Origin of the sequence: Euzebya pacifica (assembly GCF_003344865.1) — a bacterium.
Classification (GTDB): Bacteria; Actinomycetota; Nitriliruptoria; order Euzebyales; family Euzebyaceae; genus Euzebya; species Euzebya pacifica.
Genome location: NZ_CP031165.1, coordinates 92,980 through 108,580, shown reverse-complemented (window position 1 = coordinate 108,580; position 15,601 = coordinate 92,980). Strand labels below are relative to the sequence as shown.

The following is a 15,601-nucleotide window of genomic DNA, read 5'->3' as shown; positions in this document are numbered from 1 at the left end:
GTGGCCTTCGAGCCCGCACGATGCACACAGTGCGGGCGCTCGGCGACGATCCGTTGGCACGCCACGGCTACGTCATCGGGCTGTCCTCGCTCGCCACCTCGGTCCTCGGCGTCGCGTTCTGGACGGTGGCCGCCCGGCGATACGGCGCGGCGACGGTCGGGATCGGGGCTGCGCTCGTCGCGGTGCTCGGACTGCTCGGCAACTTCGCCCAGCTGGGCCTGGTCAACGGCTTCAACCGCTACCTGCCCGTCGCCGGGGACCGCGCGCGCTGGTTCCTGCGCACCGGCGGCACGACCGCCGCCGCTGCCGGCGGGTTGGCCGGTGTGGTGTTCCTGCTGGGGTTGTCGCGGTGGGCCCCGGACCTCGTGCCCGCGCTCGACGGAACCGGTGCGTGGTGGTGGTTCCCCGCCGTCTCGGCCTGCTGGACCCTCTTCGTCGTCCAGCACGGAGTCCTGGCTGGACTTCGCCGCAGCTCGGTGCTGCTGGCCTCCAACCTCGGCTACGCGATCGTCAAGCTCGTCGTCCTCCTCGCGCTGCCCGTCACCGCAGCGCTCGCGGTCTTCTGGGCCTGGGTCGCGGCCCTGCCGATCGTCGTCGGCACCGTCTGGCTGGTCGTCGCGAGGTCCCTCCCGGCGACGTCCGGCCCGACGACCGCCGGACCGGACGACCTCTCGCTGGGCGGCGTCGGCCGGTTCCTGACCGTCGACCACGTCGCCTCGCTGTTCAGCTCGGCGTCCCACGGCCTGCTGCCGGTGCTGCTCCTCGGGCACGTGGGACCAGCACGCACCGCCTACTTCACGCTGACCTGGTCCACGGCCTACGTGCCGTACCTGCTGGGGCGGGGCCTCGGCATGTCCCTCCTCACCGAGGCCGCCGCAGCGCCGAGGAACGCCACCTCGTTGGCGCTGCGCTCCCTGCGTCGCGGCGCCGTGGTCCTGGTTCCGGCAGCGGTCGTCGGCGTCGTCGCCGCACCGCTGCTGCTGTCGTTGTTCGGACCCGAGTACCGCACCGCCGGCACGACCCTCCTCCGGCTTCTGGTCGTGGCCACCCTTCCGGGCCTGGTGGTGACCAACGGGCTGGCGGTGCTGCGGGCCACCGGCCGCTACCGACGCCTCCTGCTGGTCTCGGCTGGCCTGGCGGTGGGTGTGGTCGGCGGCGCGGGCCCGGCGGTCCAGCAGGCGGGGATCACCGGGGTGGGCTGCTTGTGGCTCGGCCTGAACCTCGTGGCGGCGCTGGCCCTCAACGACACACTGCGCGAGTCCCCCATCCGCGCGATCGCCACCAGCCTGTGGCTGCACGTGGACGGACAGCGGGCGGCCCGCCGCCGTCGCCGGCGAGACACCGACCCGCTGGTGCCGTTCCCTGCCCTGCGGGGGCGAGCGCTGGAGGTGGAGGCCATGTCCGGCGGCGGTGAGGTCACGATCCGTTCGGTGACCGACCGGACGTCCGGGGCGCAGCTCGTCGTGCGGACCGCCACCGCATCGCACGGGACGACCGCGATCGAGGCCGCGGCCGACGTCCTGACCCGTTCCGCGTCCCTCCCGCTGGACGGCCTCGTGGCCCACCCCGCGATCATCGACCTGACCACGGTGCCGACCACTCCTGCCACAACCATCAGCGTGGAGACCCGGCTGGCCGGAGTCCGGGCAGATCACCTCGTCGGCGACGGGCTGTCCCGGCGCGAGGCGACCGAGATCGCCGCCCGGGCGCTGCGCCACCTGCACCAGCGAACGGCCCACCCGACCACCGCGCCCGAACGTCGCCGCTGGGTGCACGACACCGCCGAACCGTTGGTCGAGGCGTTGGTCGCCTCGGCCCGTCCGGCCGCGCTCGACCGCCTCGAGGGGACCCTCGACCGGATCGCCACCCGGCTCGAGCTCGCGGACGCCGACCACGCGGTCGTGCACGGGGATGCCTGGCTGGGAAACGTCGTCATCGATGGGACCCGCCTGGACGAGGTTCGCCCCGGTTCGTCGTGGTGGGACGGCCGTCCCACCGGTCCCGACGCGCCGGTCGGCCTCGTCGACTGGGAGGCCTCCTCGTACGGCAACCCACTGGTGGACCTGGCCACCCTGGTGCTCAGCAGCAGGATCGACGCCCTCGGCGAGCAGCTGGGTCCGCATGTCGTCGGCCTGCGGTCCGGCAGACAGCTTGAGCCGTGGGAGCTGGCGATCCTCGCCACCGCGGGCATCGAGGAGGCCGGCGCCACCCCCGGCTCCCTGCCCCCCGACGATGCGGTGGTCCTCGGCTGGCTCGGCCTGGTCACGGCCACGATCCCCACCTCACCCCGCTACCAGCCGGGCACCCGCTGGTTCGCGCTCAATGTTGATCTCGTCCTCCGCTGAACCGGCGGTCGGCCGTCGCGAACGGCTCGACGCGCTGGCCCTGCTCATCGGCGGGGTGGCCCTGTGGGGCGTGGGCATCGTGGGCGGCATCCGTTGGCAGGAGATGACGGACCTCGGGTTCGTCAGCGTCCTGCCGGTCACCTGCCTGGTCGGGCTGGGCTTCCTCGTCGCCGGCTTCGTCCGTGCGCTGGCGATGCCCGTGGTCGTGCCGGGCGTCCTCCGGGCCCATGTCGTCGCGATGCTCGTCGTGCTGCACGCCACGCCGACGCTGGTGTACGGGACCATGCGGTATCCGTGGGCGTGGAAGCACGTGGGCGTCATCGACTTCATCACGCGCAACGGCGTCGTCGACCCCACCATCGAGACGCTGGGCGCCTACCACGGGTGGCCCGGCTTCTTCGCCCTCAACGCCATGATCGCGGAGACCACCGGGATCGACGCGGCCCAGCTGGGCCGGTGGTGGCCGCTGGTGGTCAACCTCCTGGTCGTCTGGCTGCTGTCGGTCCTGTTCGCCGTGTGCACCGACGATCGGCGAGTGGGCCCGGTGGCGTGCTGGGTGTACGTACTCGGGTCGTGGGTCGGGCAGGACTACTTCAGCCCGCAGGCCATGGCCTTCGTCATGTACCTGACCGCCGTCGTGGTCCTGGTCTGCCTCACGGCGGCACGACGCCCGGTGTCGCTGCGGCTGGCGACACGGGCCACCCCGGCCCTGACGCGCATCGGCGCGGCCAGCAGCAGGGCGATGTCACGGGTGGGACGCGGGGTGCGCCGCTTGGGCCCGACCTCGGTCCGCAAGCGCTTGGGGGTCGTCCCGCGGGAGGTCTACGTCCTTGCCCTCGCCATCGCCTGCAGCCATCAGCTGACCCCGGTGATGCTGGCCCTCACCTGTGTGGCGTTGGTCGTGGGGGCCTACGCCGGGACGCCGTGGCTGGCCACGGTGATCGTCGGCGTCGGCGCGGCATGGGCCGTGGTCTTCGCCGCGCCGTTGCTGATGGACAACGCCGACGAGCTCGAGACGGTTGGCTCGGTCGGCAGCAACCTCGACGGCACCGTGGTCGACCTCGCGGCGGTCAGCAGCGGCCAGGCGCTGGTGGCGGCGTCGGCCCGGGTGCTGACCGTCCTGGTGGTGCTGCTGGCGCTGATCGGCCTGCTGCGGGAATGGCGTCGGGGACGAACCCACGGCCTGATGGCCCTGCTGGCCGGGCTGCCGGTGCTGCTGGTCGGCTTGAGCAGCTACGGCGGCGAGGTGCTGTTCCGCGTGGTCTTGTTCGGGCTCCCGGCGCTGGCGTTCCTCGTCGGCACCCTCCTCGTGGCCGACCGGTCGCGTCGTGGGGGCGCTGCCGTCGTGGCGGTTGCGAGCGCCGTGCTGCTGCCGCTGTTCCTGCTGGCCCACCTGGGCAACGAGCGGCAGTACGCGTTCGGTCAGGACGAGGTGGCGCTGGTCCAGGACCTCTACGCGACCGCCCCGCCCGGGTCGCTGCTGGTCGAGGGATCACGCAACTACCCCACGCAGTCGTTGCGGTACGAGGTCTTCACCTACGTCCCCATCGACCGTGAACCCGTCGACGGTCGTCGTCGGGTGCTCGCCGACCCCGCCGGGGTGCTGGGCGAGTGGCTGGACAACGAGGCGTACAGCGCCACCTACCTGCTGCTGACCCGGAGCATGGTCGCGGCCACCGAGGCGTCGGGCTCGCTGCCCTCGGGTGGCATCGCCACGATCGACGCCGCGCTCGCCGCGGATCCCGCCTTCGTCGAGCTGGCCCGCAACGACGCTGGTGTGGTGTGGGGTCGAGCCCCCGAGGACCGGGGCGTCACCGAGGTGGGAGGGGTGGGTGCCCGATGACCGACCGCTCGCCGCAGACCGACACCACGCCGCTGATCGACCCCACGCGGTCGCTCGACACCCCGCGGCTGATGGACCCCACGCGCCGGGGACGGGTCGGTGCGCTGGCGCTGTCGGCGTTGGCCGCCCTCGCGCTGGCCGTGCCCATGCCGATCGCGCTTCGCGGGGCGCTTGTCCTGGCGTTCGTCGCGGTCGGTCCCGGACTCGCCGTCGTCGGGCCCGACGTGCGCCGGCTGGGTGCAGGCGTTGTCGTCGTCGTGTCGGTTGCCGTGTCCGTGGTCGTCAGCACCACCGTCCTGTTGATCGGCCCGTGGTCCGGACCACGGGCCCTCCAGATCCTCGTGGGGGTGACGGTCGTCGCGGCGACGGCGGGCCTGCTCCTGCGCCAACGAAAGGTGTCGGGATGACCCGCTCCACGCTGCAACGACCCCGCCGCATCCTCGTCACCGGTGGTGCGGGTTTCATCGGTGCCAACCTCGTGCGTCGGTTGCTGGACGATGACGAGGTCGACGAGGTCCGGGTCATCGACGATCGCTCCGCGGGTGACCACGGCACCCTCCACGGCCTTCCGGTGACCGACATCGACGCCTCGATCCTGGACTGGACCGCGCTGCGGTCCGCCGTGGAGGGCTGCGACGGGATCGTCCACCTCGCGGCCATGGCGTCGGTCGCCGCGTCGGTCGCCGATCCCGTCCTCTGCCACGAGGTCAACGCCACGGGGACCCTGCGGGTGCTGGATGCGGCGCGTGCCGTCGGCAACGTCCCGGTGGTGCTGGCCTCGTCCTCTGCGGTGTACGGCGAGCACCCGGCAGCACGGAAGCACGAGGGGCTGCCGGTGGATCCGCTGAGCCCGTACGCAGCCAGCAAGCTGGCCGCGGAGGGCTACGCGCTGTCGTACGGGCGCAGCTACGGCCTGCCGGTGCTGCCGCTGCGGTTCTTCAACGTCTACGGGCCCCACCAACCGGCCGGCCACGCGTACGCGGCCGTGATCCCCGCGTTCGTCGAGGCCGCGCTCGACGGACAGCCGTTGGTGGTCAACGGTGATGGTGGGCAGACAAGGGACTTCGTCTTCGTCGACACGGTGGCCGACGTGATCTCCACCGCGTTGCAACGTGGGCTGACGAGTGCCGCCGCGGTGAACGTGGCCTCCGGTGAGCCGACGTCGTTGGACCAGCTGATCGACGTCGTCTGCCGTGTCGTGGGCCACCCGTTGGTCGTGCACCACGGCCCCGAACGGGTGAGCGACATCCGCCACAGCCGGGCCGACGTCGACCGCCTTCGTACCCTCGTGCCCGACGTGGCGCCCGTGTCCCTGGAGGAAGGACTCCAGCGCACAGTCGCGTGGACGCGCGGGAGGATGGCGGCGCGGATCGCGCTCGAGGGCGTTGCCGAGGGCCGGGACCTTCCCACCATGGACCGCGTGTCGTGACCCCCGGGCACGACGTCAGGACCCGCCAGCTCGGACGGTGATCACCAGCGCCTCGTCCCAGGAGTCGTCCATGGCATCGCGGCTGGACGGGCTGTACCGGACCTCGTGGCGCGCGTGGAGCCATCCCACGTCGTACTCGTCGGCTGGTTGCTGCCGGTCGGTTCGATGGGTGGTGGGCAAACCCAGCGCGGCGGCCAGGTGCGTGCGGACCTGTGGCGACAGTCCGACCGCCGGGACGTCCGGCCACGCCCAGTGCGCCAAGCGGTGGCATTCCAGCCCGACCAGCACGCCGTCGTCGTCGAAGCGTGCGCCGAAGCGGACCGGTCGGCCCATGAACGGACCGTCCACGAGCAGGACCTCGGTCGCGGTCTCGGCCGTGCCCGGGTACACCACCTCCGGCGGGACGTCGCCGCGGACAACCGCCCAGGGGAGGTAGTCGCGACGTTCGACGAGCGGCAGGCCGTGCTCGATCCGCCAGCCAGGGGGAGCGCCCCACGGGTTGGCGCCCACGATCGGTGGCACGTCGATCGGCACGGGCGGCGGGGCCTCGCGTCCGTCGTAGCGGTCGGTCATGTGGTCTCCTCGCTCGGGGTCGACGTCAGGTCACCAGGTGGAAGTCACCACGCACCAGCGGGGGACGCGTCCGCAAGAGCAGCGCCTCGTGGCTGGCGTCGTCAACAGGCCCAGTGTCGAGGAAGCCGTGGCGCTGCCGCAGGTCCGCGCTGTGGGCCGCGCGTGCCTGCTGCCAGACATCGGGGGCAGCTGCTCGCCACGCCATCGCCGCTGCACCGAGAAGCGCGGTTCCCATGGTTGGCCCTCCCCTGAGCGCTGCCCACTCGATCCGTCCGGAGTCGCTGAGGATCTCGAACTGCTGATTGACGTCCCCTGTCCCGTACCGGAGCTGGCGGACACGTCTCCAGGGCACCGGGCGCCTGTTCTCCAGCGGTACGGACACACCGCGGGGGCCGACCACGACCACGCTGGCACGCTCGACGGGAAGGTCTTGGACGATGGAGGCCCCTCGCAGTTCCCACTCCGCCGGCGCGTCATCGGTCACATCCCGAAGGCCGACGTCCACCGCGGCCACGATGCCGCGTGTGCGCGCGGCGGCGGCCAACAGCGCGCTGACGAACGGCTGGCGGTACAGACGGGACGCAGCAGCGACAGCGGTCAGCTCGTCCTCCGGCGGAGGAATCGGTTCGTCCGGCATGGTCGCATTGGCCAGCCAGCGCAGCCGCACCGGCCCGAGGTGAAGGATGTCCCCGTCGTCCAGGCCGGTCAGGGACTGTCCGTCCAGCATCTGGGGTGTCTGCCCGTTCGACACGATGGCGGCGGGAAGCCGGTGCTCCTTGACCACGAGGCCGGTGCCGACTGGAAGCAGGCACGCGTGTGTCGGGTGGAGCCCTTCGACACAGTGACGGCGCTCCTGCGCTCCCGCCTCGGATGGGGCGCTGCCGAGCCAAGTAAGGCCGTGGAGCGGCAGGATCTCTCCTCGGTCACTGACCAGCCAACCCACCGGGCCGCCTCCGACGCTTGGCGGGGGTGGGGCCACCGGGACGCCGACTGGCGTCGGCACGGACGCAGGAGCCGCACGTTCGCGCAGCTGCTGGGCCTCGCGTTGGTCATGGTGGCTGGTCATGCGGGCTCCTCGCGAAGAGTGGACGTCAGGTCACCAGGTGGGAGTCCCCGCCCACCCGCGGTTGGAGGATTCGGCGACGCAGCTCGTCGTGTTCGGCGTCGTCAGCAGGTCCCGTGTCAGGGAGTCCGTGCCGCTGGCGAAGGTCCGCGGTGTGTGCCGCCCGCGCCTGCCGCCAGACGTCGGGGGCCGCTGCGCGCCAGATCCCGGCGACGGCCCTCAGGAAACCGGACCCAGCCGACGGCCACCCCAGAACCGGCGACCAGCTGATCCGTCCGTCCGCGTGCTCGATGGCGAACTCCTGCTGGTTGGCCCCCCAGACGCTGTACCTCAGCTCCCGGACACGATCCCACGCCACGACCCGCCGACCCTCGAGCGGCACGGCCACCCCGTCGGGCCCGGCGGTCACGACACGCGCCCGTCCGACCGGCAGGTCCAGCCCGACCCGATCCCCTCGCGCCACCCACGGGACCGGGGCCAGGTCCGCCGCGGTACGCAGCCCGACATCGACCGCCACCACCGACGTCCGGCAGCGTTTCGCCGCATCCAGGAGGGCACCGACCCAGGGCTCCCCGTACAGGCCGGCGCACGCCGCCGCGGCCGTCAGCGCATGCGTTGGCGCCGGCACAGGGAACGGCGCTTCCACGAACGCACGCCACCGCAGGCGTTCACCACCGACGTGAACGACGTCCCCCTCCTCCAGGAACGTGGCCGACGGGCAGGCGATCCGGCGAGGAGGCTGACCGCTCGACGCGATGAGGGTTCCCTCGTCGCGGTTCTCCAGCACCACGCCCGTGCCCACCGGACGCACGGTCGTGCCGGTTCCGATCCTGACCTCGCCGGCGACCGGCCAGTGATCCCCTCGCTCGGTCACCAGCCACCCCCGTGCGGACGGACGCGGGCTCGGCGGGACCGGCCGCGGGGAGGGCGAAGGCGGGGCCGGCCGAGGGGAGGGCGCCGGTGGGACCGCGAGACGTTCGCGTTCGGGGCCCTTCGTTCCGACCGGCACGGCCCTCGAGGGAGGGGACCACGGTCCGACCTCGGTCACCGGCTGTCCCAGCCGCGCCTGGACCGCACGGATCATGGCGCCAGCACCGGTGGGATCCGGCCGGTCCGCCGGGTCGAGCGCGGTCAGCGTGTGGATCAGGGCGGCGACGGGTTCGGGAAATCCCTCCTTGGCGAGGTCGGGCAGGTCCCCGGTCCTCACCCGCGTCATCAGCGGCAGGATCGTCTCCTCCACATGCCCGATGTCGGCGAGGGCCCGCCCGCGCAACGCATGCGCCAGCACGGCGCCGAGTCCGTAGACCTCCGTCGCCACCGTGGGGCCCCCACCCTCGAACCACTCCGGGGCTGCGTACATGCTGGGCACCCGACGGCTGTCCCCGTCCCGCAGCAGCAGGTCGACCCCGACACCGCACCACGTTCGCTGACCCCACGCATCCGTCCGGACACTGTCCGACGCGACCCAGCCGATGAGGGACCCGCAGGCGTGGACGGCCGCCATGCCCGCCGCCAGCCGCACACCGAGGGACAGCACGTCTGCCACGTCGAGCGGACCCTTCTCCAGCATGGTCCGCAGGCTGCCGCCGGCTCGGATCTCCTCGACCAGGTAGCCGGCGCCCGTGTCGGTCACACCGGCCGCCCAGACTGCTGAGACATGCGGGTGGGCACGTGTGGTCAGCAGCCCCGCGGTCCTGCACAGTCCGTCGAGCTCGGCGGGGTCCCCGCCGAAGGGCGACACCACCCGCACGGCAACGTCGTGGCCGGTCGGGATGGGCGCCCGGTACACCGTCCCCCGGGCGCCCTCGCCGATCAGCCTCGCCGGCCCGAGGTCGGGTATGCCGAGGTCGACGGGTGGCGGCGAGGGTTCAGGAGGCGAAGGATCGTGCAACTGCTCCGGTTTATCCGAGGCCCGTGTGGCCGTCCAGCACCAATTGTCCTCACCCGTCGGACCCGACCGCCGATGTGTACGGGATGGCCTCCCCCCTGACCCCCTCGCGGTTCGGACGGCGGGCGTTCCTGGGCATCGTCTGCGTCGCCACGGCCATGGTCGTCCTGTCCTGGTTCGACGACCTGCACCCGGTCCTGCGGGCCACGCTGCCCGCGCGAGCCGCGGCGGTCGCGGGCATCGGCGCCGCCGTGCACCTCGGCATCGTCCGCCAATCCGCCGCCGAGCGGCTCCTCTTCTGGCTGGGCCTCGGCATGGCGGTCGCACGGGTGTGGTTCCTCGGCGAGGTGTCCGTCGAGCGCGCCGCGCTTGTTGTCATCGCCGCGGTCGCCTTGATGTTGCCGCTCGCGTTGTTGCTTGCACCTCGCCACCGTCGGCTGTCGTGGGGGGCCGCAACGGTGCTGCTGTGCCTGGTCGCCGGAGGGCGGTCGATCCTGCCCGAGGCACCGGGTGGGTTCGTGGCCCTCACCGCGTTCGTCGCGCTCTTCTGGACGCTCCTCGGCGTCCTCGAGCGGCACGCCCGCTCGGCCGACGAGGCCTGGGGCATCGCCCACACCGACCAGCTCACCGGGCTGGCCAACCGGCGTGCCGTGCTCCACCAGCTCGAGGAGCACATCGGCACGGGACCGGACCACGGCCCCACCAGCCTCCTGATGGTCGACCTCGACCGCTTCAAGGCCCTCAACGACGCCGCCGGCCATGCCGCTGGCGACGACGCGCTGCGCCTGGTCGCCATGGCCCTCGTCGACGTGGTGACCGACCGGTCGCTGGTCGGACGCTGGGGAGGGGAGGAGTTCGTGCTCCTGCTCCACGGGCCGGACGCCCTCCATGCCGCCGCAGTTGCCGAGCGCGTGCGGGTCACGGTCGCGGCGTCCTCTCCGGTCACGGCGTCCATCGGGGTCGCCACGCGTCGACCCGACGACGACGTCCTCACCTGGATGAGCCGAGCCGATGCGGCGCTGTACCGGGCCAAGTCCGCCGGGAGGAACCGGGTCGAGTTCGCTCCGTCCGATGACACACGGGTCGGCGATTCCCCGTAGGCCCGTACGGTCGCGCACGTGCACGTTCCGGGGTCGAGTGGGACCATGGGCGTTCCGCTCCTCCCCCAATCAAGGATCCGACAGTGGTGGCTGACATCCCCCAGGCGCTCGCCTACGACGACGTGCTGCTCCTCCCCGGACCCTCCTCGGTCCTCCCCCGTGACGTCGACGTGGCGGTGGAGCTGGCCCAGGGCGTGAACCTGCGGGTGCCCCTGCTGTCGGCGGCGATGGACAAGGTCACCGAGGGCGAGATGGCCGTCGCCGTGGCCCGCCAGGGCGGCATCGGGGTCATCCACAAGAACTGCACGGTGGAGGAGCAGGCCTCGATGGTCGAGCGCGTCAAGCGTTCGGAGTCCGGCTTCATCTCCGGCCCCGTCACCCTCGGCCCCGATGACCCGGTGTCCCGCTCCCACGAGCTGATGCGTCGGTATCGCATTTCCGGCTTCCCGGTCGTCGGCACCGACGGCCGGCTGCTCGGCGTGGTGACCAACCGAGACCTGCGCGACGACGCCGACCCCGCCAAGCCGGTCTCCACCTACATGACCTCCGAGGGCCTCGTGACCGCGGCCGTCGGCACGGACCTCGAGACGGCTCGCAAGCTGATGCAGACCCACCGGGTGGAGAAGCTGCCGATCGTCGACGACGACGGTCGGCTGGTCGGCATGTTCACGTTCAAGGACATCGAGAAGATCCGGGCGTACCCGAACTCCGCCAAGGACCTGAAGGGTCGGCTGCTGTCCGCAGCGGCGATCGGCGTCGGTGACGGCATGCTCGATCGCGCGGCTGCGCTGGTCGACGCCGGCGTGGACCTGCTGGCGATCGACTCCGCCCACGGTCACTCCACCGGGATCCTGGAGTTCGCCGCCAAGGTCAAGGCCAGCCACCCCGAGACCGCGCTGATGGTCGGCAACGTCGCGACGGCGGACGCCGTCCGCGCCTGTGTCGACCACGGCGCCGATGTCGTCAAGGTCGGGGTCGGCCCGGGCTCGATCTGCACCACCCGCATCGTCACCGGTGTCGGCGTGCCCCAGCTGACCGCCGTCATGGAGGCCGCCGAGGCTGCCGCTGACCTGGACGTCTCCACCGTGGCCGACGGTGGCATCCGGTTCTCAGGCGACATGGTCAAGGCGCTGGCCGCCGGCGCCACCGCGATCATGGTCGGCAACCTGCTGGCAGGCACCGACGAGTCCCCCGGCGAGCTGGTCCTGGCCGGTGGCCGTCGCTACAAGGAGTACCGCGGCATGGGGTCGCTGGACGCCATGCGCGCCGGCTCGGCCGACCGGTACTTCCAGGACTCCGGCAGCAAGCCCGAGAAGATGGTGCCCGAGGGTGTGTCCGGCCTGCTGCCATACCGCGGCCCCGTCGCCGACGTCACCGGTCAGCTGATCGGCGGCCTGCGGTCCGGGATGGGCTATGTCGGTGCACAGAACCTGGTGGAGCTCGCTGAGAAGGCCCGCTTCGTCCGCCAGACCGCCGCCGGGTCTCGCGAGAGCCACGTCCACGACCTCGACGTCGTCCACGAGGCCCCCAACTACCAGCCCGGCGAACGCTGACCCCCCGGGCGTGTCGGACCGGTCACCCCCAGGTGTGTCGCACCAGTCGACCCTCCTGCGACTGAGACAACACGCATCGGAGGCGTGTCGGTCCAGTCGACCCGTCTGCGACTGAGGCAACACACCTCCGAGGTGTGTCGTGCCAGTCGAGGCCAACGCGACTGAGACGACAACGGCCGGTCCCGGTTCGGGGCCGGTCGTTGTGTGGCGGGAGCCAGCTCGAGCCGTGGCCTACGGGCAGCCCACCGTGCACGGGACGTCGGCCGGTCGGTCGGACCCGATGACGAACGTGGTCCCGGGGGCGGTCAGGTCGATCGCCGGGGCGGTCAGGGCGGCGAGCTGGGTGCGGACCTCCGCCGTCGAGGTCACCACCGAACGGCCCACCGAGAAGTTGCTCCTGTCCGCGCCGGACAGGCCGCTGAGCGGCATGTGGAACACGAGGGTGTTGCCGGTGACCGAGGCGTACCAGCCGGCCGGCCGGATGGTGGCGTCGGCCGCGCAGCCGCGGCTGGCGAACTGGCGGAACTCCAGGGTCGTGCCGTCGGTGGGTCCGCTGGCCGGCCCGTTCAGGTAGTACTGCACGAAGCCGCCGCAGCTGCCGACCTCGACGTTGAGCCGGTAGATCAGGGTCGGGCCGGCGCTGGTGGCCGGGGCCGCCGTGGTGATGTGTGCCTCGAGCCCGGACTGGACGTAGGTGAGGCCGTCCCCACCGACCGGCACGGCCTTGTAGGCGGTGGCGTAGCGGACGGCGAGGAGGTCGGCAGGTGCATAGCCGACGGGGGTCGACGTGCCCTGGGCGGCGCTGCCGGTGACGAGGCCCTGACCGTTGATGGCGTTGGCGTCACCGGCCGGGTCGGTGATGTGGGGGGCTGGTTCGACCGCGCCGGCCGGCAGCCCGAGGGCAGTGACCAGGAAGAGCGCGACGACGCTGAGGGCAACACGCATGGATGCTCCTTGGGAAGGGACCGGGATCGGTCCTCGGTCACCAGCGGGTCATTCGCCAACCGGACGCCGTTCACCTCTCGCAGTGCCTACCCGCCGGCGGGTATTGACTTCGGCGGACCCTCCCATGTGCGTCGGACCAGTCGAGCCCCCTGCGACTGAGACAACACGCATCGGAGGCGTGTCGGACCAGTCGCGCACGGCGCGACTGAGGCGACACGCGGGTCAGGCCCTGGCCCGGCGGAGCTCGTCGGCCAGGACGATCGCCTGGGAGGCCCGGAGCAGGACCTGCTGGGTGTCGTGGCTGGTCGTGCGCTGGCGGACCGGCTTGGCGGTGGAGGCGTCGACGTCGACGGCCATGCCGATCAGCGCGGTGGCCAGGGTGTCCAGCCGGTCGGCGTCGTCGGTGATCAGGACGAGGGAGTCCCGGCGTCCGATCTCCATGCCGTCGATGTCCACGAGCCGGTCGGTGGCGCCCGGGAGGTGCCGGTCGAGGATGGCCCCGAGGTCGCGGCGGGGCATGCGCAGCTCGGCGAGCCCGTCGCGGACGAACCGGGCGGCGGTGGCGTCGCGGTTGTTCCGGGCCCGCTGGCCCGTTGCCCACATGGCGTACCCGTCGGCGATGGCCTGGAGGCCCTCCGCGGTTCGCACGACGGCGAAGCGACGCAGGAGGGCGGCGGCCCGGTCGTCCAGCGCCGACGTGTCCAGCAGCGGCGCCTGCGCCACGGGGTCCTCCACGATGTCGGCGAACCCCACCGGGACGGTGCCGGTCCGGGCGGGCCGGACGTCCAGCCGCCACGTCGGGTGGGCCAGCGGCTGCGTCACACCCGACGTCCGCGCCTCGGCCTGGAATGCACACATCACCCGATCGGCCTCGAGCTGGGCAGGCAGGTCGTCGAGCGTGCCGTCGCCGGCCGCGACTGCCTCGAGCGCACGGTCTCGGGCGGCCCGCACCGTCGGCTCGGTCATCAGGTTGGTCGGGAGCCCCTGCTCGTTCAGCAACGGATGCCCCGCACGGACGGCGTGGGCGATCTCCTCCTGCTGGTGGTAGGCGGCCACGTCGCCGACCTCGACCGCCTCGTGGAGTACCACCCGGCGGAAGTCCTTGGCGTGGCCGCGGGCGTGGCGGACGAACGTCGGGCGGGGCGCCACCGACTGGCCGATGTAGCGGATGACCGACGATCGCGCCTCGAGCAGGGCGATGATGGACGTGGTCTCCGGGGGCGTGGGGCGGTTCGGCATCGGATGACCGTAGCCGCGGCCCGCCCCGCTGTTACGTTCCGGCGATGCCCGACGCCCTTCGTTCGATCCTGCTGTTCCTGGCCGCGGCCGTCCTCGAGATCGGTGGGGCGTGGCTGGTCTGGCAGGGGGTACGCGAGAACCGTGGCCTCGTGTGGGTCGGTGCGGGCATCCTGGCGCTGGCTGGCTACGGCTTCGTGGCCACCCTGCAGCCCGACAACAACTTCGGACGGGTCCTCGCGGCCTACGGCGGCGTGTTCGTCGCCGGATCGTTGCTGTGGGGCGTCCTGGCGGACGGGTTCAGGCCCGACCGCTACGACCTGATCGGCGCCGCGGTCTGCCTGATCGGCGTCGCGGTGATCATGTACGCGCCCCGGTCGGCCTGACCGACGGAGCCCGCGGCAGTGAACGGTCGACTGTCCCACCAGGTGCACACCGCGTGCGTTGACCGCACGGCTGGGCCTACGTTCCGCCAGTCCCCCAGCATCACCAACCAGAAAGCTGTCCCTCACTTGACCCTCACCCTTCGGCGCGGTCACCGCGCCGTCCTTGCCGGCGCGCTGGCAACGACCCTCCTCGCGGCACCTGCCGCAGCCCAGGACCTCCGCACCGCCGACTCCCTGGACCCCTCGCTGGCCTCGATCGAGGTGTCGGCCAGCACCTTCGGGCCCGGCACCGTCGACACGCTCGTCGTCGGACGCAACGACGACTTTGCCGACAACCTCGGCGGATCGGCCCTGGCCGGCACCGTGGGCGGTCCGCTGCTGCTGACCGACGGGGGCCCGGACGCCCCCATCCGCCAAGAGGTGCTGGAGGAGATCAACACCCTCCTTGCCCCCAACGCTGGTCCCAACTGCGACGACCAGCCGGCCGATGTCTACATCCTCGGCGGCCCGAACGCCGTGTCGTTCGCGGCGGCTGAGGAGATCAGCATCCAGGGCTGGTGTGTCGAGCGACTCGAGGGCCCGTCTCGTGTGGAAACCTCCGTGGTCGTCGCCCAGGTGATCGAGGGTCGCACCAACGGCAACGTCGAGGCGATGGTCGCCCGCAGCGACAACTTCGCCGACTCGGCAGCCGCCGGGGCCTACGGCAGCCGCTTCAACGTCCCCATCCTGGTCACCCAGGGCACGGCGCTGCACCCTGCCGTCCGTGACTTCCTGTTCGCCCGGGACATCACCTTCTTCGACCGGGTGACCCTGCTCGGCGGCACCGGCGCCCTCTCGCAGGGAGTGGAGGAGGAGCTGCGGGCCAACGCCCCCGACCCCGCCAGCATCGTCCGTATCTCGGGCTCGACCCGCGACGAGACCTCGGTGGCGATCGCCAACGAGTACCAGGTTCGCGGCGGCGGCACGGCCTCGGTCGGCCTCGTGAACGGCTTCTTCCCCGACGGATGGGTCTACGCCCTCACCGGTGGTGCCGCCGCCTCCGTCACCGACGCCCCCCTGGTCTACGTGCAGACCGACTCCATCCCCGACGGGCCGTTCAACTACCTGTACGACAACCAGCCGTCGACGATCATCACCTTCGGACCGACCGACCTGGTCTCGGACGAGGTGGCAGCCATGGCCCGTCACGCCGCCGACCAAGAGGTCGACTAGCACCAAGCTCGATCCAGCTCACGACGCC

At 72.1% G+C, this 15,601-nt stretch carries 13 protein-coding genes; 8 read left to right on the top strand and 5 right to left on the bottom strand.

Going from position 1 to position 15,601, the window contains the following annotated elements; all coding sequences use genetic code 11:
• The first annotated feature begins 20 nt into the window (after positions 1-20).
• Genes DVS28_RS00480 through DVS28_RS00465 form a run of 4 tightly spaced genes read left to right on the top strand, consistent with a single transcriptional unit; the run spans position 21 to position 5,617 of the window.
• A complete protein-coding gene (locus tag DVS28_RS00480) occupies positions 21-2,345 on the top strand; it encodes a phosphotransferase (protein ID WP_164709738.1) in 2,325 nt (774 codons plus the stop codon).
• Positions 2,323-4,188, top strand: coding sequence for a hypothetical protein (locus DVS28_RS00475; RefSeq protein ID WP_114589701.1), 1,866 nt, complete (start codon positions 2,323-2,325; stop codon positions 4,186-4,188). The genes DVS28_RS00480 and DVS28_RS00475 overlap by 23 nt, the downstream gene beginning before the upstream one ends.
• Positions 4,185-4,595, top strand: a complete 411-nt coding sequence (locus DVS28_RS00470) for a hypothetical protein (RefSeq protein WP_114589700.1) — start codon at positions 4,185-4,187, stop codon at positions 4,593-4,595. Before DVS28_RS00475 ends, DVS28_RS00470 begins: the two co-directional genes overlap by 4 nt.
• Positions 4,592-5,617 (top strand): NAD-dependent epimerase/dehydratase family protein, encoded by a 1,026-nt coding sequence (locus tag DVS28_RS00465; RefSeq protein WP_114589699.1) that lies wholly within the window; start codon positions 4,592-4,594, stop codon positions 5,615-5,617. Before DVS28_RS00470 ends, DVS28_RS00465 begins: the two co-directional genes overlap by 4 nt.
• A 15-nt stretch (positions 5,618-5,632) precedes the next feature.
• Here DVS28_RS00465 and DVS28_RS00460 read toward each other — a convergent pair whose 3' ends face one another.
• From DVS28_RS00460 to DVS28_RS00450, 3 genes are all read right to left on the bottom strand, one after another.
• Positions 5,633-6,190, bottom strand: a complete 558-nt coding sequence (locus DVS28_RS00460; protein WP_114589698.1) for a hypothetical protein — start codon at positions 6,188-6,190, stop codon at positions 5,633-5,635.
• Between the two features lie 25 nt (positions 6,191-6,215).
• A complete protein-coding gene (locus DVS28_RS00455) occupies positions 6,216-6,974 on the bottom strand; it encodes a hypothetical protein (protein WP_114589697.1) in 759 nt (252 codons plus the stop codon).
• Between the two features lie 307 nt (positions 6,975-7,281).
• Positions 7,282-9,144, bottom strand: a complete 1,863-nt coding sequence (locus DVS28_RS00450; RefSeq protein ID WP_164709737.1) for a protein kinase — start codon at positions 9,142-9,144, stop codon at positions 7,282-7,284.
• 83 nt (positions 9,145-9,227) lie between these two features.
• Here DVS28_RS00450 and DVS28_RS00445 point away from each other — a divergent pair, with 83 nt between their 5' ends.
• Positions 9,228-10,241, top strand: a complete 1,014-nt coding sequence (locus tag DVS28_RS00445; RefSeq protein ID WP_114589695.1) for a GGDEF domain-containing protein — start codon at positions 9,228-9,230, stop codon at positions 10,239-10,241.
• Between the two features lie 86 nt (positions 10,242-10,327).
• Entirely contained in the window at positions 10,328-11,794 is a 1,467-nt protein-coding gene (gene guaB, locus DVS28_RS00440) for an IMP dehydrogenase (protein WP_245973573.1), read from the top strand.
• 231 nt (positions 11,795-12,025) lie between these two features.
• On the opposite strand, the gene DVS28_RS00435 is transcribed toward guaB, so the two are convergent.
• Positions 12,026-12,739 (bottom strand): hypothetical protein, encoded by a 714-nt coding sequence (locus tag DVS28_RS00435; RefSeq protein WP_114589693.1) that lies wholly within the window; start codon positions 12,737-12,739, stop codon positions 12,026-12,028.
• Between the two features lie 222 nt (positions 12,740-12,961).
• Positions 12,962-13,978 carry a hypothetical protein gene (locus DVS28_RS00430; protein WP_114589692.1) on the bottom strand — a complete coding sequence of 339 codons (1,017 nt, stop codon included), beginning with the start codon at positions 13,976-13,978 and terminating at the stop codon, positions 12,962-12,964.
• A gap of 44 nt (positions 13,979-14,022) precedes the next feature.
• Here DVS28_RS00430 and DVS28_RS00425 point away from each other — a divergent pair, with 44 nt between their 5' ends.
• Positions 14,023-14,361, top strand: a complete 339-nt coding sequence (locus DVS28_RS00425) for a YnfA family protein (RefSeq protein ID WP_114589691.1) — start codon at positions 14,023-14,025, stop codon at positions 14,359-14,361.
• A 126-nt stretch (positions 14,362-14,487) separates the two neighbouring features.
• A complete protein-coding gene (locus tag DVS28_RS00420) occupies positions 14,488-15,573 on the top strand; it encodes a cell wall-binding repeat-containing protein (protein WP_164709736.1) in 1,086 nt (361 codons plus the stop codon).
• Positions 15,574-15,601: the final 28 nt, after the last annotated feature.

Bases quoted from the DNA above. Each gene is read 5' to 3' on its own strand.
- DVS28_RS00430 (WP_114589692.1), bottom strand. From the start codon at position 13,978: ATGCCGAACCGCCCCACGCCCCCGGAGACCACGTCCATCATCGCCCTG.
- DVS28_RS00470 (WP_114589700.1), top strand. From the start codon at position 4,185: ATGACCGACCGCTCGCCGCAGACCGACACCACGCCGCTGATCGACCCC.
- DVS28_RS00480 (WP_164709738.1), top strand. From the start codon at position 21: ATGCACACAGTGCGGGCGCTCGGCGACGATCCGTTGGCACGCCACGGC.
- DVS28_RS00445 (WP_114589695.1), top strand. From the start codon at position 9,228: ATGGCCTCCCCCCTGACCCCCTCGCGGTTCGGACGGCGGGCGTTCCTG.
- DVS28_RS00465 (WP_114589699.1), top strand. From the start codon at position 4,592: ATGACCCGCTCCACGCTGCAACGACCCCGCCGCATCCTCGTCACCGGT.
- DVS28_RS00425 (WP_114589691.1), top strand. From the start codon at position 14,023: ATGCCCGACGCCCTTCGTTCGATCCTGCTGTTCCTGGCCGCGGCCGTC.
- DVS28_RS00460 (WP_114589698.1), bottom strand. From the start codon at position 6,190: ATGACCGACCGCTACGACGGACGCGAGGCCCCGCCGCCCGTGCCGATC.
- DVS28_RS00435 (WP_114589693.1), bottom strand. From the start codon at position 12,739: ATGCGTGTTGCCCTCAGCGTCGTCGCGCTCTTCCTGGTCACTGCCCTC.
- DVS28_RS00475 (WP_114589701.1), top strand. From the start codon at position 2,323: ATGTTGATCTCGTCCTCCGCTGAACCGGCGGTCGGCCGTCGCGAACGG.